Raw genomic sequence first — 19235 nt, 5'->3', positions numbered from 1 at the left:
CAGACCCACACGCCGCAAGTGAGCATCATCAAGCGCTCCATCGACCCCCTCGGGAACCTGCATGAGCCTGGCGCTGGTCCACAGCCGTGCCCGCGCCGGCGTCAACGCGCCCGCCGTCCGCATCGAAGTACTGCTCTCCGGCGGGCTGCCGCACACCCAGATGGTGGGCCTGCCGGAGACCGCCGTGCGCGAATCGCGCGACCGTGTACGCGCGGCCATCGTCTGCTCGCAGTTCGAGTTTCCGCAGCGGCGCATCACCATCAACCTCGCCCCGGCCGACCTGCCCAAGGAAGGCGGCCGCTTCGACCTGGCCATCGCGCTGGGCATCCTCGCCGCCAGCGGGCAGATCGATGCGCAGGTGTTGTCGCGCTATGAATTCCTCGGCGAACTGGCGCTCACCGGCGAACTGCGCGGCGTGAACGGCGTGCTGCCGGCGGCGTTGGCCGCCGCCCGGCTCAACCGCACCCTGATCGTGCCGCCGGAGAATGCGGCCGAGGCCGGGCTGGCCGGGCACGCCGACGTCCGCGTCGCCCGCACCCTGCTGGAGGCGTGTGCCGGACTGGGCGAGCGCGTGCTGCCGCAGGCGATGCCCGCCGAGGTGGCGGCGCTGCCCATGCCCGACCTGCGCGATGTCCGCGGCCAGCCGCAGGCGCGGCGCGCGTTGGAGGTGGCCGCTGCCGGCGGCCACCATCTGCTGTTGATCGGCACGCCCGGCTGCGGCAAGACGCTGCTGGCCTCGCGGCTGCCCGGCATCCTGCCCGACGCCACCGACCTGGAAGCCCTGGAGACCGCCACGGTCGCCTCCTGCACTGGCAGCGGGATCGACACGGCACGCTGGCGACAGCGGCCCTACCGCTCGCCGCACCACACCGCCAGCGCCGTGTCGCTGGTGGGCGGCGGCGCATTTCCGCGACCGGGCGAGATTTCGCTCGCGCACAATGGCGTGCTGTTTCTCGACGAGCTGCCCGAGTGGAGCCGGCATGCGTTGGAGGTGCTGCGCGAGCCTCTGGAATCCGGCCAGGTGGTGGTCGCGCGCGCCTCGCGCACGGAAGCGTTCCCCGCGCGGTTCCAGCTGGTGGCCGCGATGAACCCCTGCCCCTGCGGCTGGGCCGGTGATCGCAGCGGGCGCTGCCGTTGTGCGCTTGAAAGCGTGCAGCGCTATCGCGGCCGGGTTTCCGGCCCCCTGCTGGACCGCATCGACCTGCACGTCGAGGTCCCTCGACTGGATCCCCATGAACTGCGCGACGACACGCCCTACGGGGAGGACAGCGAGGTCGTACGCCGCCGTGTCGTCGCCGCGCGCGACCTGCAGCTGGCACGCAGCGGCAAGCCGAATGCGCAGCTGGGTCCTACGGATCTGGCCCTGCATTGCCGGCTGGCCCCGGCCGACCGCCAGCTGCTGGAGGACGCCGTGGAGCGGCTGCAGTTGTCGGCGCGGTCGATGCACCGCATCCTGCGCGTGGCTCGGACGGTGGCGGATCTGGACCGCAGTGAGGCGATCACGACCGCGCATGTGGCCGAGGCGATCGGGTATCGGCAGTTGGATCGGGGTGGGGGCGGCTGATCCCGTGCCTGGCTACCGCGGAGAGCCAGGCCGACACAGGCGGCCCGCCCCCGCAGCGCTCACGGGCAGATGAAGCGCTCCCATGTCGCACCATCAAAGCGCAGGATCGCGTCATCGCCGACGGTCCACATTGCACCGTCAGTGGCAGAGGCGCTGTAGTAGGCCAGGTGGCCTTCCACGGGCACGTCCACCCTCGTGACCTGATCGCCCGACAGCGCCAGCAACTCCCGCTGCGCGCACAGATACAGCGTGCCCTGGAACAGGCACGCACGCTCGACACTGAGATGCTCGAATGCCGGCGCAGTCAGCATGCGCCAGCCTTCCAACCGATTGCCTCGGAACACCGTACCCGCATCGCCCGCCAGCACCACGCTGCCATCGCGCATGCACTGCACCACCCGGATCGCCAGGGTGGTGGGCGACACCAACGGGCGCCATTGCCGGCCATCCCAATGCCACAGTGCGCCACCGTCGCCGGCGGCATAGATGTCGTCCGCGCCGAATCCATCCATCGCGTTGAAGCAGCAGGTCACCTGGTCCGCCAATGGCACGTGGCAGCCGTCGTCCATCCGTCGCCAGCCGTCGGCACCGCGATAGTGCACCTGCCGCTGCGTGCCACACGCGTACAACTCGCCTGAGATTTCTTGCAGATGCATCAGGTACGCATTGGGCAGCGCCAACGTTTCATCCCAGGGTGCCTGCCCGGTGGGGTTGATCCGCAGCAGGCCACGCCGGCCCAACATGGCAAGCGCGAACGGCCGCTCGTCGGTCGCCGGCAGCAACGTGGCGCCGTAAATGATGTCGGGCAGGTCGTAAACGAAGTAGAACGTGCCATCGCGTACCACCATCACCCGGGTGATGCTGGGTTCGTGGCCCTCCACGTACAGGTGGCCCAACAGCAGCGCGACGTTGGGCGCGCCGGAGATGACATGGGTGAAATAGAGGTCGGTGTCGCGCCGGCCGTCTGGCCGGTGTCCTTCACTGCTCATGTGCATCCTTTCAAGGGCGGGTACCGCGTGGCGCATACAGTGTGCCTGGGAACAGGACATTCATTTATCCACTCTCACGTGATGGCAACAGCGCAGGCTTTCCCTTGCATCTCACGTCGGATCGCGTCGATGCCAGTCTCTTGAAGCGGGTCTGACCGGCCTGCTACACGCACGCCAATCGAGCCCAGGTTCCACATCGCACACGCAGCCCGGGCCAGCCGCGGCGAGAGCCGATCCACGCACGGACCCAACCCCACCCCTGCGCGGTGATGGGGCATCGCGTCCATCAACGCGCCCTCAGATCGCCTCATCCACCTTCCGCACCAACTGCCAGCACGGCTTCTGGGCGAAGTAGTAGGTCTGCTGGTCACTGGTATCAGGGGTGAGGATCTGTACGGCCATGCTGCCATCGGCCTCGGCGGTCACCTTCAAGTCGCGCCCCACCTTGTGCAGCGTGTTCGTGTTGGGCATCACCGGCCAGGTCACGTCGCGCAACGCGATCTTCTCGGAGACCATGCGTGGCTCTGGCTCGGCGGCCATATCCACGCTCTCGCTCACCAGGGGATCGGCGACGGACGTCTCCTGCAGCGTGATCTCACGACTGAAGTGACTCAGGAAGGTATCGAACTCCGGATGCGGGCAGGTCGGCGAGACGGCGGCGCCGGGATCGGCCGTGGCGACGGACGCAGCGGCGGCAGCTGCAGGACTCGCGGCAGGACGCGTTGCACTATCGGGCGTTGCGGTGGGCGCCGGCTGCGTTGAAGGCTGGCAGCCGGTCAATGCCAGGCCGAGTGCAAGGGCAGACAGCGGCAAGCGGGAACAAGTGTTCAACGGATCCTCCTGATCGCGTCATGGCATACCGGGCGGCACGCCAGCGGGCACAGCATAGCCAAGCTGCGCGGCGTGCACACGCCGTTGGGGCGGGTGAACAGCCCCTCGCGCCGCTGGACGCCCCGATCCCACCACTGCACCATGCACCCATGCGCATCGAACACCTGCTCCTGCCCGCTTCCGATCCGGCCGTTGCCGTGGCGTACTTCGGCGACGTCCTGCAGCTGCCGGTGGCCGATGACCACGTGCAGATCGGCTGGAGCACGCTGCAACTGGCGGACGCCGGCGCGCTGCCGGTGGGCGGCGTGCACCTGGCCTTCAACGTGCCGCACGATCGATTCAGCGAGGCGACGCGCTGGCTGGACGCGCGCGCCGAGCGCCAGCGCGATGCCGAGGGGCGCGAGCACTTCAGTTTCGAGGGCCGCTGGGAGGCGGAGTCGATCTATTTCACCGGGCCCGATGGCCTTATCCTGGAGTTGATCGCGCGCCGTCGCCTGCCCGCCTCCGGGCGCAGCGGCAGCTTCCACGGCAGCGAGATGACCTGCATCAGCGAGGTGGGCATTCCCGCGGTGTCGGTGGCCGCCACGCAGTCCCGGCTGGAGGCCGCTTTCGGCGTGGCCGCGCTGTCGCCGCCCACGCCGCACTTCACGCCGCTCGGCGACGACGAAGGGCTGCTGATCGTGGTCGATGCCAGTCGCCGCTGGTTCCCGGAGCAGCGCTCGCTGCCCAACGCCCAAGGCCTGCGCGTGCGGCTTGGGGATGTGCATGCCGGTGCGGTCGTGGAGGACGCCGCGCTGGGCTGGCACGCGCGGACCGGCTGAGCCGGCGCTACCAACTGCCGGACGCGCCACCGCCGCCGCTGCGTCCCCCGCCACCGGACCAGCTGGACGAACTGGAGGAGCTGCTGGAGGACCCGCTGCCCGAGTCGTGGTCGTCGCGCCGCCGGCGCCGCTCGCCCTTGCGCGCGCGGCGCGTTTGCGGACGTTGGTGCAATCCCATCACCAGCGCCCAGGCGATGTAGAGGAAGAAGCCGCCGGCGATCAGCATCACCGTCCCGGGGTCGTGGCCGTACTGCGCGTGAGTGCGGTGGACCAGCCAGGCGTAGACCGCCGACAGCCCGCAGAGAAACACCAGCCGCACGAAGAAACCGAGCCGGCCGGTCCGCCAGCTGTTGCGCAGCGCCGCCACCCAGAGTGAGATCAACCCCACCGCGATGGCCAGCACGGTCACCAACAGCAGGTGCAGCGCCAGGCTCGGCACCGGCTTGCCCTTCCACACGCTCACCGCGCTGGCCACCACGGCGGCAGCCAGCAGGAACGACAGCACCCAGCGCGCCCTGCGGCTGTCCACCCACAGCCACCCCAGCAGCGTGGCGATCGGAACCAGCATGCCCATGGCGATGGCCAGGGCCGCGGTCGCGCCTGGGGTGAACACCGCGCAGGCAGCCGCGGCCACGCCCACCACCGCCAGCATCTGCACCGGGCGGTGCCACCAACGGCTGACCACGCCGCGCTGCGGTGCACGGCGCGCCCAGGTGCCCAACAGGAACCCCGCCAGCAGCGCCAACCCGACGATGCTGTCACCGCGCCGCCAGTCCTGCGGCATCCGCACCACGCCGGGCTCGTCATCCACGGGCGGCAGCGGCTCACCGTCGATGAGGCCGACCAGCAGGCCACTGCCGTCGATCAGCGCCTGGCCGGGCTTGCCCTGGCGCAGCTGCGGGACCATGGCCTGGTCGATGATGCGCTGGGCGTAGGCATCGGGAATGGCACCTTCCAGCCCATAACCGGTCTGGATGCGCACGCGCCGGTCGCCCATCGCGAGCACCAGCAGCACGCCGTCATCCACATCCTTGCGGCCAATCTGCCACTGGTCGAACACGCGCTGGGCGTAGGCCTCGATGCCGTCATCGCCGGTGCTGTCCACCACCAGGATCTGCAGCTGGGCGCCGTGCCGGGCCTGCAGGTCCAGTGCCTGGGCACGGAGTTGCGCGGCTTGCTCGGTGGAGAGGACCGGCACGGTATCCACCACCGGGTCGTGCAGCGGCGGGATCGGCGTCGCTGCTGCCCACGCCATCGCAGGCAGCAGGAAAAGCATGCACAGCCATCGGCCTGTCCGGGTCATCCTTGCCTCGCTCGCTGCGGTCCGTTGCGTCTGTGGCCGATGCTACGCCAACCCCGCGCCACCGGCTGAAACGAAGAAGCCCCGCGTCATGCGGGGCTCCCGGATGCGGCCTGCTCGAGCGGCCTCACTCTTCCTCGTCCTGCCACCCCTGCTGCTGGTTCTGGTTGCGCTGCGGTTGTTCCTGCTGCTGTTGCTGCTGCTGATCGCGCCCGCGTTCCTGCTGCTGGCCGCGTTGGTGCTGGGAATCCTGCTTGCGCTGCTGGGTCATGGGGGTCTCCGGGCCGCCGGCGGAGTGCCGGGGTGGGGCCATGCTGTGCACGGGCAGGTTAAGCGCGCGTGGGAGAGTACTCAGAAATTCGTCAAGGCCGGCGCGGCACCACGCGTGCATGCCGGCACGTGCCTGCAATACCGGGCTTTCGCGCCCAAGCCCAGCGCATATGCCGATGGGTAATGGCTACATTCCGCATGGCCCGCCTTGCCAGGTCAGGTGCCTGAATTGCTGGCTGTGCAGCGTCGTGGATGCGCTCTATCATCGCCGCCACCGTCGCCGTGCACGGAAAAGGATGTCCATGCGAGGACTCACGCTCGCCGCAGCGTCGGTGGCAGACACCGATGTGTTGTTCCAGCTGTTGCAGTTCTATTACTTCGAAGCCTCCGCATGGAGCGGCGAAGAAATCGCCGCCGATGGCACCTTCGACTGCGCACGCGCCGACGTGGACGCCAACCTCCGCGCGCAACCCACATGGGCCCGGCTGCTGTGGCTCGATGGCGTGCTGTGCGGGTTCGTGCTGGTGGACGAGGTGGAGTTCCAGGGCGAGCGCATCCCCGAATTGGCCGACCTGTTCGTGCTGCCCAAGCATCGCGGCAAGGGCATCGCACGCGCCGTTGTCGGCCAGCTCGTAACCCCGGGCAGCGGTCGCTGGTTGCTGGCCACGTTCCGCAATGACACGGCCGCCCATGCGTTCTGGAGCAGGCACCTGCCCAGCATGGGCCTGACCATCGAGGTGCCGGCGGCGCCCGACGATTCAGACTTCCGCCTGTTCCTCATCAGCGCGGCATAGCCGTCGCCGGCGGCGTGCCGGGCGGGCGGTTACCCGCGCGCGGCCAGCGCATTGAGCCAGGCATGCTTGAGGAAGTCGCGCACCGCCTGGAAGCGCGGCGTGTCGTACAGCGAGCGGTGCGTCCACAGCCACACGTCCTGGGTCAGTGCCGGTGCATCGCGCACGCGCACCAGCCCGCCCACGTGTTCGGCGACGGTGCGCTCGATCACGCCCAGCCCGCCACCGGCGGTCACGCCATCCAGCACGCCCACCGAGTAGTTGCAGCGCAGCCACGGGCGGTTGGCGCCGGGCAGCGTGCGCAGCCAGCGCTCCACCTCGAACTCCACGCGTGGCTCGTCCAACCCTACAAATTCCAGTTCGTGCCACGCCTGGTTGGCGATGGCCGCCTGCCGCCGCGCGGCATAGGCCTGGTTGGCATACAGGGCGTACTCCACGCGGCCCACGCGGTCACCGCGCAGGTCGGTCGTGTCTGGCGGGCCGTAGCGCAGCAGGGCATCTGCCTCGCGGCGGGCAAGGCTGTAGGGCTCGCGCGAAGTGAGCACCTCCACGCCCAGGCCGGGGTGCAGGCGGTTGAGCCCGGGCAGCAGGGTGATCAGCAGGAAGCTGGCCCATTCGTCGGCATTGATCCGCACTGTGCCCACCAGTTCCTTGGGCGTATCGGCCTCGCGCGCGATCTCGTCGGCGGCCTCTTCCATCTGCTCGGCCAGCGCGAAGACCCGCTGCCCCAGCTCGGTAGGAATGCAGCCGGTGGACGTGCGCTCCACCACTTTGCCGCCCAGCCGCTCCTCGAGCGCATCCAGCCGGCGCGACAGCGTGGCCGTGCTCATCCGCGCCGCCTTGGCGGCCTCGCGCAGGGTGCCGCCGCGGACCACGGCCAGCAGCACCATCAGGTTGTCCCACGGAAAGTGTTTCATATTTGAAACGGCCGCCTACGATATTGGAGGTTCTTCTCCATTTTTGAAACTTATATCATGGCCGCCGGGCGCGCTACGAGCGTTGATCGCCGCCCCCTTTCCCCTCCCCCTCGATCCGCTCCCCTCTCCGCCAGGCCCTGCCGGCGGCGAACATCAGGTGTTGCCTCATGAAAGCTGAAAAGACCCTTTGGGACCGCGTCGTCCATGCCGTGCTGTTTGAAGGCATCGCCCTGTGCCTGTGCGCGCCGGTGATGTCCTACGTGCTGGGCAAGTCGCTGTTCGACACGGGCGTGCTCACCATCGCCCTGGCCACCTGCGCCATGCTGTGGAACATGCTCTACAACGCGATGTTCGAGCGCGTGGAAAAGAAATTCGGGTTCAAGCGCACCGTGCCGGTGCGTATCGGGCACGCGGTGGGCTTTGAAGGCGGGCTGGTGCTGGTGGTGGTGCTGCTGGCCGCGTGGTGGCTGTCCATTTCCTACTGGGAGGCGTTCCTGCTGGAGATGGGGCTGATCGCGTTCTTCCTGCCTTACACGTACGTGTACAACCTGGTGTATGACAAGGTGCGGGAGCGCTTGGTGCGGCGGGCGCAGGCCGGACGGGTAAGCGAGGCGGGGTGAGGTTGGGCAACGTCACCCAAGATTGAGCAGCGCTGTGGCGTCCAATCCTCAAGGACAAGGAGATTGGACGTGAAGAAGCACTCTGCCGAAACACAGGCCATTTGCTACGAGCGCTTCAGGATGTCCCTGAGCGCTTTCTTCGGCCCAACCGCCAGTCCAGCGAGCTTCAATCCAATTGTTGCCGTTTCCACGCAACGATCATGATTCCCGGCGTGTTCGTGCAGTCGGGCAAGGAGAAGACATGCTCGAACCTTGGTCAGAGACCCAAGAAGACCGGGCTCCCCACGCTCAATGTCTTTTCCATCCATCGCAGCGATCGGCCCATCTAGACGATACGCATGAAACAACTGCATGCCGCGCCCCATCACCACGCCAGCGACCGCATCGACGCCTGAGCTGGACATCGGCCACCATTGATCACGTGTCCCAGACGCATCCGTCAGGCGCGACTTCACCTCACAATCGTGTATGTCGATCTGATCCCTATCCAGTGGCGCTTCTGTCCCGGCCTTCGGCAAGAACGCGTAGTGAACGCCAAGGTTCACGCAGAATGACTGCTCTACGCTGTGTGGCTGCAACTGGATGAGGTTCAGCTCATCACCACGTCGGCGGCTCCAGGTCCCCGCCGCGATTCGCCGGAATCCTGATCCCTTCAGCGACTCACCCATTGCGGCGTCTTCGGCCTTTTTCAGTTCGGCGAACTTCATCATTGGCGTCATTCAACGATAGTAACCCCGAGTTTATTCAACGTGGCGGCTACGGTGGCAAAATGCACATGGTTGACGTGGGCCCGCCTCAACAGATCAGCTGAAGACGGGAAGAGTGGTTCAGAGGACGTTGATCTCTCGCAACCACCGCATGGCATCGTCCGTCCACCGGTCGGCATCCTTGCCCTGCCTGCGAACCCCAAAGGCATGTCCTCCCGTTTCGTAGAGATGGACTTCAACGGGGGCACCCACCTTCCGAAGCTCCCGCGCGTACACCTCGGAGTAGTAGGCCGGGTCCATCGGGTCGTCTTTGGCATGTATCAGCAGCGTCGGAGGAACCTCCCTGGAGACCACGATATCGGTGTTCAGCTGCTGCGCCGCCACGGACCTGGGCGTCGTGTTCTTGTGCTCCATCGTCAAGTGCCCCGGGTAGACGGGGATGGCAAAATCGGGACGACTACTGACGCGGTCTATCGCATCCATTGGCTCATAGACGCGCGCGCCGAACGACGTGCTGGACAATACGGCAAGGTTGCCACCCGCCGAGAATCCCATCACGCCGATCTTGTCCGGATCGATGCCGTACCTGGCCGCATCAAACCGGACCATCGACACTGCCCGCTGCGCATCTTGCAAGGCCATGGGTACGCTGGGACTTTCGTGCCGTCGCGTTTCACTGTTCCAGTTGCAGCCAGTATTGGGAACGCGGTACTTCACCAGGATGCAGGTGATTCCCCTGTCGGTCAGCCATCGACAGACGTCGGCTCCATAACGACCCAGCGTGCTCTTAGGGCCAATCCCCAGTGCCTTGTAGCCGCCTCCCGGGAAAACAAGGATCGCGGCCCGCACCGAGGTTGCCCGCGGGCGATAGACCAGCAATGACGGATGGGTGAGCGCCCACTCCTCGCCAGCCAGTTCCTGGATTCCGATCCGCACAACCTGCGCATCTTCTGGCCATAGCGGAACTTCCTCCGAATAGGCCGTCTCCGTCGCAGCAACCCGCGCGGGGAGAGCCAGGAGACAAAATGCCGCCAGTGCCGCAGAACAAACGGTGCGCATCCAGGCTGACTCCTGTCAGGGCGGCCCCCGACAGGCCATCGCCGGAGTCTAGGACGGCTCTGCCGGGTCGACAACCGGGCAGACACCTCGATACAGGCAGAATGCAAAGGTTGCGTGCCGCCGGTGAGTTGTGGGCAGAGGGTTGCGTGTGTAGTTTCTATCGACCATGGGACGGAGATGGCGGATGCGCACGGTTGCTTTAGTCGTTTCACTGGGGATCACAGCAGTCTCCGCGGCGGGCGCTGGACAAACCGGCGACCCCGCAAAATCTACTTCGATGGCAGTTGCGAGCGCGCCGCCTGCCGCACTCAACGCACCACCTGCATCCACCAGCGGTCCGTTCGCCGGCGCCTGGTCGTCCTGTGACGGCGCGACGTCGCCTGATGAGTGCAGCCGCTACCTTCTGATCCAACGCGGTGAGCGCATCTGCGGGACCTGGTCGTATCTCGCCTCCGGCCAGACCTTTGAAGGCAGGCTGGTTGCGCATGCGACGTCTGAAACGAAGGCGCGGCGTACCCAGGTCTGTGGCCGCCCGGGTTCAGAGACCGATACCGAATGCGCGGATGGCTGGCAGAACGTTGACGCGCCCTTGCGGCTCTGTGACGGCAAGCTCAGCGATCTGGCCGCGACAAACGGTGCCTGCCTGGGCGTCTACCAGGCAGCGCCCGTGCTGCCGGCCGAACGTGCGGCGTTGGAAGCGCAGCCGTGGATGGCGGCCTGTCTCGCGGCCCCTCTTTGAATGATCCGGTCAGCACGCGAACATTCCGCCGAGGCCAGAGCTGCGCCCGCACCTCTGGCCAGAAGCGGTATTTCCGTTCGAACCTCTGGAATCCGAATACCCACTGGAACGTCGTCCCTCTCCAGTCCGGGAAGGTAGACGATCAATCGGTAGCCAACCGGTCGGAGGTGCTCCACGCTGAACCGCGCGGCTGTAGGGAGATTCCCGCCGTCAGGCCGCTCGAGCATGACCATGCATGTCGTCGAGGCCCTCGAATGGGGCAATGGAAGATCAGGCGCCAGCGCCAAGCCGCGGCCCGAGATTGAAAAACCTGTCTTCTACAACCAGGAGGACGTTCATGCTCCCAAACTAGGCCAGAACCTGGGCTCGCGCCGTTGGGTCCACTTTCGGCCTTGGATTCAACCAAAGCTGTGTCCGCAGCACCGAGCCCATCCGCTCTCTTCGGCGCGCCGTCAAGCGACAGGTGCTCCATCTGAGAGTTGCACGCGAGCGCTTTCGGCGTCCTTCTTAGCTAGCACCTTTGCACTCTTGGACAGCGCCTTTCGTATGCGCTGCTGGGCATCCTTGACCTTCTCCCCATCAAGCACCTCCCGCTTGAGTATCTCGTTATTGAGCAACTCAACGATAGCCTCCGACTCAATCTTCAGCTCAGGGAACAAGCGACGCAGCTCACGGCGTACCACGGATACAACCGACTCTCCCAAAATGACCTGTGCCACGGTGAACTTGTTGAGTACGGAGATGTGCTGATGGTAGAGACCCATGGCATCGGAGGTAATACCCTCTCTGCAAAGAAGGAAGAGACGACGCTGATCCTCCTCATTCTTCAGATTGATGTCTGCGATGCAGAATGAAGAGACAAGTTCATATTCGATCGGCTGTCCGAACTTTATTCGGTACAGGCGCCACTCCAACGCATTCGTGAGAACGATCCACTCAATGCCCTCGTGCGCGCCATAGTTGATGGCCTGACGAAGATGTGTCTCGTTGAGAGCTATCGCAGCAGCTTTCACCTCGATCAGAACGCGAATCTTGCCGTCGATCTTCACCGCAAGATCGCAGAACGTGCCACGAATCTGCTGCTCACTGGTCAACTCATTGTATTTGTCATAGCCGAATACCTCAGCGAGCATGTCTTTGACGAGAGTCACCGTGTCGGCCTCCGACACATCCCTAGTCTTGTGGGAAATCGCAACAGCGACCAGGGATTTCACCGTAGCCGGCCAGCGATCCATCACCTTCTTCGGAATCTTCAACATAGCCCCCCCTTTCCTTGGCAGTTTCCACATATTGGCCGCTTGCCGGGCTTCCCGCAACCGCCCCAAGGAAATCGGACCGGCCCATTGGTCGAGGCACGAAGTCTCGTTTTGTTCGCGCTTCCGCCTTCCCAGCGCCCCGGCGGGATTTAAGGCAAGTCAGCCAGTAGGGGAGCGCGCTGCCTCTCCCTGACAGAAGTGAGGAATCTCGGGATTTTGAATAACCGAATCTGCGCAGTACGGTCGGTCCGGAAAGGAGGACCCTCATGCCCATCAAGAGCTTCGAGTTACCTTTCCTGTCCGCTACCCGAGCGGCATGCGTCAGCACCTGCGACAACACCGAGATCCCGGCCATCATCCTTTGGTTGGCATCCGGCCATTGGACAGCGTATGTCAGGGCCGCATCGGTTCACAGCACCGCCACAGCTACCACCAATCCGCGCAACCACCACCCCGCCATCACTCCCACCTCTCCAATCCCCCAACTCCAGTTGACGCCATCGTTCGCACCAGCTGCGACCCCCTGCGAGCTTCATCCCACTTCCGCACATCCACCGCGCTCCATTGCGCATCATCGCGAATGCTGCGTACCTGTTCGGTTGACCCTCTTCCCACCCGAACGCATGGTGCACGCATGAACACTCTCACGCGCATCGCCCTGCTTGGCGACGTGGCCAATATCCGCCAGGGCCATCCCTTTCGCGGTGCCATCGCCGCCGTGCCGGAGGGCCCGGTGCAGGTCATCCAGTTGAAGAACCTCGGCGCCGATGGGCTGCAGGAACGCGAGCACCTGCTGCGCACCGCGCTGCGCACACGCAAGCCGCCCGATTGGGTGCAGGACCAGGATGTGCTGATCGCCGCGCGCGGCAACCATGCGCTGGCGATGCTGCTGCACAACCCGCCGGAGAGCACCGTGTGCAGCCCGCACCTCTACGTGCTGCGGGTATCCACGCCGGACCTGCTGCCCGCCTTTCTGGCATGGCAGTTGAGCCAGCGCGCCGCCCAGGCCTACCTGCGCCAGCAGGCGGCGGGCTCGCGCCAGCAGAGCCTGCGCAAGACGGCGGTGGCACAGTTGCCGGTGCATGTGCCGCCCGTGGTCCAGCAACGCCGCATCGTGAGCATTGCCACGGCGGCGCTGGCCGAGCGGCGCTGCCTGGAAGGCTTGATCCAGATTCGCCAACAGGAGATCGCCGTGGTGGCCGAGCAGATGTTGCAGGGAGGCGGCGCATGAACCGGATGGCCGCCCTGCCCGGCGCGCATGCCACGCATGCCGCGCTGAACGCCGCCCGCGAGACCCTCGCCGATGCGGCCGATGCCGGCGCCGCCACCTACCTGCTGTTGGCGCTGCTGCTGCTCAAGATTGCCAGCGATACCGACGCCGCCGCGCAGGACCCGGACGGCGCCTACGGCGCGCCGCTGGACTGGCCGCCCACCGCGCCGGGCGCGCAGCTGCTGGTGGTGCCGCCGGAGGCACGCTTCGAGCTGCTGTATCGACAGCGCTTCAGCGGTGACAACGAGCGCCGCATCATCACCGCGCTGCAACGGCTCACCCAGGCCAACCGCGCCACGCTGGCCGAGGTGTTTGATGTGCTGCGCCTGCACGATGGCTGGCCACGGGATGCTGATCGCCGCGACGTCGCGCTGTCGCGCCTGCTGGGGCGGCTGAGCGTGCCGGCGCTGGATTTTCGCAGCCTGCGTGGCACGTACCGCGCCGACATCGGGCAGGCGGTGGACCGCCTGCTGGAGCGCAGCCAGCCGCGCCGCAGCCCATCGGCGGTGGCCCATGTGCCCGATGCGTTGGGTTGGCTGATGGCGGGCCTGATGGACCCCGGCGAGGACGAGACCATCTGCGACGTGGCCTGCCATAGCGGCAGCCTGCTGCTGGCGGCCAGTCGCTGGGCACGCACCGCCCATGGCGCACGCCGGCACCAGCTGCTGGGGCAGGAAGACGACGACACGGCCTGGGCGTGTGCGCGCCTGCGCCTGCTGTTGCACGGCGAAGACAACCACGCGCTGCATGCGGGCACGCCGCTGCTGCACGACACGCTGGTGCACCCGAACGGCCAGTTGCGGCGCTTCCACGTGCAGCTGACGCGGCCGCCATTTGCGCTGGCGTGGTCGCCCGAGCGCGGCATGCGCGATGTGCACCAGCGCTACGTGCATGGCTTTCCACCACGCCAATGGGGCCACCTGGCGTTGTTGCAGCACATGCTCAAGGCGATGGACCCGCACACTGGCCGCATCGCGGTGGTCGTGCCGCACGGGGTGCTGTTCCGCGATGGCGAGGAGGCGCTGATCCGCCGCAGCCTGCTGGAGGCCAACCTGATCGACGCGGTGGTGGGCCTGCCGGACCGGCTGTTTGCCGGCAGCCCGGTGGCCACGGCGCTGCTGGTGCTGCGCGCGATGCGCACGGACGAGAACGTGTTGTTCGTGGATGCGCGGCGGTTATCGGTGGCCACCCGCCGCGGCCCGCGGCTGGACAGCGCCGCCGCCGAGCAGGTGCTGGCGCTGTGCCGTGCGCGCGCCGATGTGGCCGGCGTGGCGTGCCTGGCCTCCCCGCAGATGCTGGCCAGCCAGGCGGGCAACTTGAGCGTTGCGCGCTATGTGCAGCCGGATGACCAAGGGCAGGTGCCCACGCTGGACGTTCTGCGCAGCCAGCGCGCCCGGTTGCGCGCGCGATTGAGTGCATTGGAACAGGCGTTGGAAGGCGATCTGGCCCAGTTGGCGGAGCGGCCGGCCAAGGCCGGCTGAGCCTCGGGTGCGGTCGGGTGTGATGGGTTGATTGGCCCACGCTATCTGCTGGTGGCGAGGCATTGAAAATGTTCACCGCGCGGTGCAGGCATCGTGCAGGAAACGGAATGGTGCACACGGCGGGGCGTGTGATGGCTGCGCCAGACTGCGGGAATGACGTGTCTTCTTCCCGGTTCACCCACCCTGCCGCTAGCGGCCTGCCCACCTGATGCGCGAGGCGCGCCGCCATGACGCGCGCACCCGTGCACGGCGTGGTGACGCGATCAGCATTGGGATGGCTGCAGCGGTTGGGCTGGCAATACCTGGCCCCGAACCGACGCTGCGCCCTGCGTGGCGATCCGCGCAGCGCATTGCTGGAAGGGCGTTTGCGCGAGCACCTGCAGCACGTACGGTTTGAAGCCCATGGCGAACACTGGCCGCTGGATGCGCACGGTATTGCACAGGTGCTGGCCATGATGGCGAACGGCGCGTGGCGGCGCGGCTCGCAGGCCGGCAACGCTGCCCTGCTGACGGTGTTGCAGGAGGGCGTGTGCGTGCCGCAGCGGCTGCCGGATGGTCGTGCCGTGCAGGCCAGGGTGCCGCTGGTGGACTGGGCCGCGCCGTCCAACAACCGGTGGGACATTGCCAGCGCGCGTGAGGAGGGCCAACCGGCGCTGGACGCAGTGCCGCGCGTGGATGCGCTGGTGGGGTACGTCAACGGCCTGCCGCTGGTGCGCCTGCTGTGCGTGGAGCGCGATGCGCAGGGCCGCTGGGGCCGCGATGGCGCCGCGATTGCCATTCACCACCAGCAGCTGGCCGCCGATACCCCCGCGTGCAGAGCGCCCTTGCTATTGGCGCTGGACCGGCGTGGCGGGCGCTATGCCTGGCACGGCACACCGGCCGAGGGCTGGGTGCGGTGGCGCGAGCAAGGCTGGAGCGCGGCTGCCGCGCAGCGGTTGCGCCTGTCCCTGCCCTCGCCTGGATCAGGTGCACGCGCCGGCGACGGCCACGTGTTGCGGGCGGTGCACGCGCCGTTGCTGGCCGGGGTGGCGGCGCCCGGCCGGCTGTTGGCGCTGCTGGGGGGCTTTGTGCACACCGGCGCCGATGGCCGCCAGCGGGTTGCGCGTGCCGCGCAGTTCTTCGCGGTGCAGGCCGGGCTGGCTCAGGTGCGGCGCATCGATGCCGACGGACGCCGTGGGAGCGGACACCTGCAACTGGCCGCCGGTGCGGGCATGGCGCTGACCTGGCACTGGCTGGTGCGACACCTCCGCCGCGATCCGTCATTGCGCCATTGCCGGGTACTGCGGGTGCAGTCGCGCCCTGCCAGCGCGCCGGCGTCGGCCGGCCCTGGCCTCGTCGCGTTCATGGCCAACGGGCGCGGCACCACGTTGCAGACCACACCGGGCACGCTGCAGGCCTGGCTGCGGCGCCGTGACGCCGGGCATGCCGATGACGAGCTCATCGTGCTGATGGACGCGCACCTGCTGGCCGGGCAGCCGGCGTGGCTGGAACACGCGCGCCAACGGCTGCCGCGCGCGGGCTGGCTGTGCCTGGGCAGCGGACCGCTGCCCGCGGCAGTGCCAGCCGATGCGATGGGCCCGCTGCTGTATGCCTGCACCAACGCCGATGCCCTGGCCGATGGCCTGCTGGTGCCGGTCTACCACCACCCGCTGGTGCCTGCCGCGCCGCGCCCGCCGCTGCCCATGCGCACGGCCACGGACGCTGCCGAGCCAGCCGCCGCGCCGGCAAGCCGATGGGCATCCACCATTGCCCAGCACCTGCGCGACGCACTGCTGCATACCGAGCGCGACCTGCGCGCGTTGCTGCTGGTGGCCGATGCGGAGGCGATGCGGCGGCAACAGCGCGCGTTTGCCAGGGACGAGGCGCTGCACAGCGCGACGATCGGCCCCGCTGCCGAGTGCACACCTGCAGAACAGCAAAAGGCGCAGTTGCTGATCGCCAGCGACCTGCACGCATTGCCCTACCTGGATGCGCGGCTGGCGCTGGTGTACCTGGACACGGCGGTGGATGGCCCAGCGTTGGCGCGGCTAGTGGCGCTGCTCAACCGCCCGCACCCGCACAAGCACTGTGCGTGGCTGGTGCATCTGCCGGGCGTGCCCGCCCCTTGGCAGGACGCTGCGGCGGATGGGTGGGCGCCGCAATCGCTGCAGGCGCTGCAGGCCGGGCTGCCGGGCCAGCACCGCCGATTGCGCGCCGTGCTACCGCCCACTGGCAACCTGGACTTCCATGCCTGCTGCGATTACCTGGGCCCTCGCTGGAGCGTGGATGCGCGCGGCCAGCAGCGCGACCTGCACCGCCTGCGCCGGCGGCGCCTGCAGCATCGGGTGACCGGCTTTGGCCAGCAGTTGCAGGCGGCCTTGCTGGCGCCGCCTGCCGATGGCGGCAGTGGCGAGGCCGACACGCCGCCGCAGCGCTATCGGTATGACCTTCACTTCTGCTCCCTGCTGCGTGACGTGGTGAGCACCGACGCGTGCGAGCAGCACCTGGGCGTGGCCGAAGACGTGCGCATCCGGCATTGGGCGCGCGAGCGGGCTCCGGAGGTGCGCGATGCCGGCTGGGACTACCTGCACACGGCTGCCAACACACCGGCCAATCCACGCCGGGAAGCGGACGCCCTGCACAGCCAGCTGCGTCATCGGCTGGACACCGGCACGACGGCGGGCGCCGCGCGGCTACAGCTGCAACGGCACCTGCGATCTCTGTTGGTGGCGCCGGGCGCCCCCACGGAGCGGTTGCGCCAGTTGCAGGGCCTGCTGGCACGCCAGCAACTGCGCGACCGCCCCGTGGAGCAGGCCCCCGCGCTGGCCGATGCCCCGCCGCTGGTGGTGGCGTGCCACGCCGCCATTGAGCGCATTGCAGGCGCACCGACCGATGCGCCGCAATGCCGGTTGCACCGCGCACTGGCTGAGCGGCTGGCCGCGGCCATCGGCACAGCCCATGCCGCACACCCGCGCGCACCGCACCTGGGGCTGGCCGACCTGCAACGACGATTGCGGCCGGCACTGGCGGCGCTGTTGTTGCCCGCGCAGTGCGAGGCGCTGCTGGCGGAACTGCCAGTGCTGCTGACCACCGCCCCGACCGGCGACGGCGCGCCCTGAGCCAGCGCCGTCGGCGCGCGGCGCGGCGGCGCTACCGTGCGGGGGTTACGGCATCACCGGCGGCACGTAGGTGAGGGTCATGCCCAGCAGCCACAGCAGCCCCAGCACCAGCGGGATGTGCACCAGCAGCTGGATGAACGTGAAGCCGACGATGTCGCGCGCCTTCAGCCCGAGCACGCCCAGCAGTGGCAGCATCCAGAACGGGTTGATCAGGTTGGGCAGGGCTTCGGCCGCGTTGTACACCTGCACGGCCCAGCCCAGGTGCGCCTTGAGCTCGTTGGCGGCCTGCATCACATACGGCGCCTCGATTATCCACTTGCCGCCGCCGGAGGGCACGAAGAAGCCGAGCACCGCCGAGTAGACGCCCATGACCAGGGCAAAGGTATCGGTGGTGGCGATGTGGACGAACAGGCTGGACAGGCGGTGCGCCAGGGTTTCGTCGCCGCTGCCCACCGCATGGGTGAGGATCATGGCGATGCCGCCGTACAGCGGGAACTGGATGAGCACGCCGGTGGTGCTGGGCACCGCCTTGGCCACCGCGTTGAGGAAGCTGCGCGGGCGCCAGTGCAGCAGCAGGCCCAGCGAAATGAACAGGAAGTTGTAGGTGTTGAGGTTGGCGATGGCGCTGACCAGCGGCTTGCTGGCGAACTCGCCGAACAGCCAGCCGAAGGCCAGCAGCGAGAGCAGCACGGTGAGCAGCGGGCTGTATTCCAGCCATTCGCCCGGGCGCGTGCGCGGCTGCAGCGGCGGCGGCTCGGCCTGGGCGGCGCCGTCGAAGTCGCGGGCGGTGCGCGCCGTGGCCGGGCCCGGCGCGGTGAGCCAGGCGATGAGCAGCGAGACCAGGATGAGCGCGGCGGTCAGCGCGATGGACTGCCACAGGAAGATGGTTTCGGTGAAGGGCAGCACGCCGGTGATCTCCACCAGCCCCGGCGGCATGCTGGCCGGGTTGGCCTGCAACTGCGCGGCCGACGAGCTCAGGCCCATGGCCCAGACCGCGCCCAGGCCGAGATAGGCCGAGGCGCCGGCGGCGCGGTAGTCCATCTTGAGGTCTTCGCGGCGGGCCAGCGCGCGCACCAGCAGGCCGCCGAACACCAGCGAGAAGCCCCAGCTGAGCAACGAGGCCAGCATGCTGACCAGCCCCACGTAGACCACGGCGCCGCGGCCGGTGCGCGGCACCCGCGCGAGCTGGTCGATGAAGCGCGCCACGATCGGGGCGGTGGCCAGGGCATAGCCGCCGATGACCACGAAGGCCATCTGCATGGTGAAGGGGATCAGGCTCCAGAAGCCCTCGCCGAAGGCGCTGGCGGTGGCCTGTGGGGTGGCGCCGAAGCCCATGGCAGCGCCGGCCACGATGATGACGCCGAGGACGGCGAACACGTAGGCATCGGGGAACCATTTTTCTGCCCAGGCGGCCGAGCGCAGCGCCGCGCGTGCCATGAAGCCGTCCCGAATCGTTGTCGACGTGGCCATTGGCTCTCTCCCGGAGCGTTCAATGGGGGGATTCTGTGGGTTGGCGGGCGTG

The 19235-nt window shown here is 67.8% G+C and carries 17 protein-coding genes; 8 read left to right on the top strand and 9 right to left on the bottom strand.

The features are described 5' to 3' along the window. Window positions 1–61 precede the first annotated feature (61 nt). On the top strand, window positions 62–1564 hold the full coding sequence (locus AC1DGC_RS15400) for a YifB family Mg chelatase-like AAA ATPase (RefSeq protein WP_478048290.1): 1503 nt from the start codon (window positions 62–64) through the stop codon (window positions 1562–1564). 59 nt (window positions 1565–1623) lie between these two features. Here AC1DGC_RS15400 and AC1DGC_RS15395 read toward each other — a convergent pair whose 3' ends face one another. Continuing rightward, a complete protein-coding gene (locus AC1DGC_RS15395) occupies window positions 1624–2553 on the bottom strand; it encodes a beta propeller repeat protein (protein WP_478048289.1) in 930 nt (309 codons plus the stop codon). Window positions 2554–2850: 297 nt separating this feature from the next. Continuing rightward, entirely contained in the window at window positions 2851–3384 is a 534-nt protein-coding gene (locus tag AC1DGC_RS15390; protein ID WP_478048288.1) for a hypothetical protein, read from the bottom strand. A 149-nt stretch (window positions 3385–3533) separates the two neighbouring features. Here AC1DGC_RS15390 and AC1DGC_RS15385 point away from each other — a divergent pair, with 149 nt between their 5' ends. Further along, window positions 3534–4205, top strand: a complete 672-nt coding sequence (locus AC1DGC_RS15385) for a VOC family protein (protein ID WP_478048287.1) — start codon at window positions 3534–3536, stop codon at window positions 4203–4205. A gap of 7 nt (window positions 4206–4212) precedes the next feature. On the opposite strand, the gene AC1DGC_RS15380 is transcribed toward AC1DGC_RS15385, so the two are convergent. Next, window positions 4213–5481 carry a TPM domain-containing protein gene (locus AC1DGC_RS15380; protein WP_478048286.1) on the bottom strand — a complete coding sequence of 423 codons (1269 nt, stop codon included), beginning with the start codon at window positions 5479–5481 and terminating at the stop codon, window positions 4213–4215. A 151-nt stretch (window positions 5482–5632) separates the two neighbouring features. Further along, complete coding sequence (locus tag AC1DGC_RS15375) at window positions 5633–5776, bottom strand: hypothetical protein (protein WP_259208795.1); 144 nt, start codon at window positions 5774–5776, stop codon at window positions 5633–5635. Window positions 5777–6077: 301 nt separating this feature from the next. Between AC1DGC_RS15375 and AC1DGC_RS15370 the strand changes: the two genes are divergently transcribed. After that, on the top strand, window positions 6078–6569 hold the full coding sequence (locus tag AC1DGC_RS15370) for a GNAT family N-acetyltransferase (protein ID WP_478048285.1): 492 nt from the start codon (window positions 6078–6080) through the stop codon (window positions 6567–6569). A gap of 29 nt (window positions 6570–6598) precedes the next feature. On the opposite strand, the gene AC1DGC_RS15365 is transcribed toward AC1DGC_RS15370, so the two are convergent. Then, window positions 6599–7483, bottom strand: coding sequence for a LysR family transcriptional regulator (locus AC1DGC_RS15365; RefSeq protein ID WP_478048284.1), 885 nt, complete (start codon window positions 7481–7483; stop codon window positions 6599–6601). Window positions 7484–7650: 167 nt separating this feature from the next. On the opposite strand from AC1DGC_RS15365, the gene AC1DGC_RS15360 reads away from it, so the two are divergent. After that, window positions 7651–8103: a multidrug/biocide efflux PACE transporter gene (locus AC1DGC_RS15360; protein ID WP_259208788.1), complete on the top strand. Its 453-nt coding sequence runs from the start codon at window positions 7651–7653 to the stop codon at window positions 8101–8103. 104 nt (window positions 8104–8207) lie between these two features. Here the strand turns inward: AC1DGC_RS15360 and AC1DGC_RS15355 are convergent, their stop codons facing one another. Together AC1DGC_RS15355 and AC1DGC_RS15350 are read right to left on the bottom strand one after the other, a co-directional pair. After that, on the bottom strand, window positions 8208–8813 hold the full coding sequence (locus tag AC1DGC_RS15355; RefSeq protein ID WP_478048283.1) for a DUF4304 domain-containing protein: 606 nt from the start codon (window positions 8811–8813) through the stop codon (window positions 8208–8210). Window positions 8814–8930: 117 nt separating this feature from the next. After that, window positions 8931–9869, bottom strand: coding sequence for an alpha/beta hydrolase (locus tag AC1DGC_RS15350; protein ID WP_478048282.1), 939 nt, complete (start codon window positions 9867–9869; stop codon window positions 8931–8933). Window positions 9870–10053: 184 nt separating this feature from the next. Between AC1DGC_RS15350 and AC1DGC_RS15345 the strand changes: the two genes are divergently transcribed. Then, window positions 10054–10608 carry a hypothetical protein gene (locus AC1DGC_RS15345; RefSeq protein WP_449336207.1) on the top strand — a complete coding sequence of 185 codons (555 nt, stop codon included), beginning with the start codon at window positions 10054–10056 and terminating at the stop codon, window positions 10606–10608. A gap of 452 nt (window positions 10609–11060) precedes the next feature. Here the strand turns inward: AC1DGC_RS15345 and AC1DGC_RS15340 are convergent, their stop codons facing one another. Then, window positions 11061–11867, bottom strand: a complete 807-nt coding sequence (locus AC1DGC_RS15340) for a type I restriction enzyme HsdR N-terminal domain-containing protein (protein WP_259208779.1) — start codon at window positions 11865–11867, stop codon at window positions 11061–11063. A gap of 631 nt (window positions 11868–12498) precedes the next feature. Here AC1DGC_RS15340 and AC1DGC_RS15335 point away from each other — a divergent pair. The 3 genes from AC1DGC_RS15335 (at window position 12499) to AC1DGC_RS15325 (ending at window position 17713) form a co-directional block, all read left to right on the top strand. Further along, entirely contained in the window at window positions 12499–13095 is a 597-nt protein-coding gene (locus AC1DGC_RS15335; RefSeq protein ID WP_478048281.1) for a restriction endonuclease subunit S, read from the top strand. After that, a complete protein-coding gene (locus tag AC1DGC_RS15330; RefSeq protein WP_478048280.1) occupies window positions 13092–14615 on the top strand; it encodes an HsdM family class I SAM-dependent methyltransferase in 1524 nt (507 codons plus the stop codon). Before AC1DGC_RS15335 ends, AC1DGC_RS15330 begins: the two co-directional genes overlap by 4 nt. A gap of 227 nt (window positions 14616–14842) precedes the next feature. Then, window positions 14843–17713 carry a type I restriction endonuclease gene (locus AC1DGC_RS15325; protein ID WP_478048279.1) on the top strand — a complete coding sequence of 957 codons (2871 nt, stop codon included), beginning with the start codon at window positions 14843–14845 and terminating at the stop codon, window positions 17711–17713. Between the two features lie 45 nt (window positions 17714–17758). Here AC1DGC_RS15325 and AC1DGC_RS15320 read toward each other — a convergent pair whose 3' ends face one another. Beyond that, window positions 17759–19150 carry a short-chain fatty acid transporter gene (locus AC1DGC_RS15320; RefSeq protein ID WP_394164784.1) on the bottom strand — a complete coding sequence of 464 codons (1392 nt, stop codon included), beginning with the start codon at window positions 19148–19150 and terminating at the stop codon, window positions 17759–17761. Window positions 19151–19235: the final 85 nt, after the last annotated feature.

This window comes from Stenotrophomonas sp. 05N37, from assembly GCF_056397365.1.
The sequence above is the reverse complement of the archived record's forward strand: the minus strand, read 5'-3'. Positions and strand labels throughout refer to the sequence as shown.

What these genes read in the sequence shown, in the direction of transcription:
- AC1DGC_RS15325 (WP_478048279.1), top strand. Translation starts at nt 14,843, where the DNA reads ATGACGCGCGCACCCGTGCACGGCGTGGTGACGCGATCAGCATTGGGA.
- AC1DGC_RS15355 (WP_478048283.1), bottom strand. Translation starts at nt 8,813, where the DNA reads ATGATGAAGTTCGCCGAACTGAAAAAGGCCGAAGACGCCGCAATGGGT.
- AC1DGC_RS15400 (WP_478048290.1), top strand. Translation starts at nt 62, where the DNA reads ATGAGCCTGGCGCTGGTCCACAGCCGTGCCCGCGCCGGCGTCAACGCG.
- AC1DGC_RS15345 (WP_449336207.1), top strand. Translation starts at nt 10,054, where the DNA reads ATGCGCACGGTTGCTTTAGTCGTTTCACTGGGGATCACAGCAGTCTCC.
- AC1DGC_RS15380 (WP_478048286.1), bottom strand. Translation starts at nt 5,481, where the DNA reads ATGCTTTTCCTGCTGCCTGCGATGGCGTGGGCAGCAGCGACGCCGATC.
- AC1DGC_RS15330 (WP_478048280.1), top strand. Translation starts at nt 13,092, where the DNA reads ATGAACCGGATGGCCGCCCTGCCCGGCGCGCATGCCACGCATGCCGCG.
- AC1DGC_RS15395 (WP_478048289.1), bottom strand. Translation starts at nt 2,553, where the DNA reads ATGAGCAGTGAAGGACACCGGCCAGACGGCCGGCGCGACACCGACCTC.
- AC1DGC_RS15385 (WP_478048287.1), top strand. Translation starts at nt 3,534, where the DNA reads ATGCGCATCGAACACCTGCTCCTGCCCGCTTCCGATCCGGCCGTTGCC.
- AC1DGC_RS15360 (WP_259208788.1), top strand. Translation starts at nt 7,651, where the DNA reads ATGAAAGCTGAAAAGACCCTTTGGGACCGCGTCGTCCATGCCGTGCTG.
- AC1DGC_RS15320 (WP_394164784.1), bottom strand. Translation starts at nt 19,150, where the DNA reads ATGGCACGCGCGGCGCTGCGCTCGGCCGCCTGGGCAGAAAAATGGTTC.
- AC1DGC_RS15340 (WP_259208779.1), bottom strand. Translation starts at nt 11,867, where the DNA reads ATGTTGAAGATTCCGAAGAAGGTGATGGATCGCTGGCCGGCTACGGTG.
- AC1DGC_RS15370 (WP_478048285.1), top strand. Translation starts at nt 6,078, where the DNA reads ATGCGAGGACTCACGCTCGCCGCAGCGTCGGTGGCAGACACCGATGTG.
- AC1DGC_RS15365 (WP_478048284.1), bottom strand. Translation starts at nt 7,483, where the DNA reads ATGAAACACTTTCCGTGGGACAACCTGATGGTGCTGCTGGCCGTGGTC.
- AC1DGC_RS15350 (WP_478048282.1), bottom strand. Translation starts at nt 9,869, where the DNA reads ATGCGCACCGTTTGTTCTGCGGCACTGGCGGCATTTTGTCTCCTGGCT.
- AC1DGC_RS15335 (WP_478048281.1), top strand. Translation starts at nt 12,499, where the DNA reads ATGAACACTCTCACGCGCATCGCCCTGCTTGGCGACGTGGCCAATATC.
- AC1DGC_RS15375 (WP_259208795.1), bottom strand. Translation starts at nt 5,776, where the DNA reads ATGACCCAGCAGCGCAAGCAGGATTCCCAGCACCAACGCGGCCAGCAG.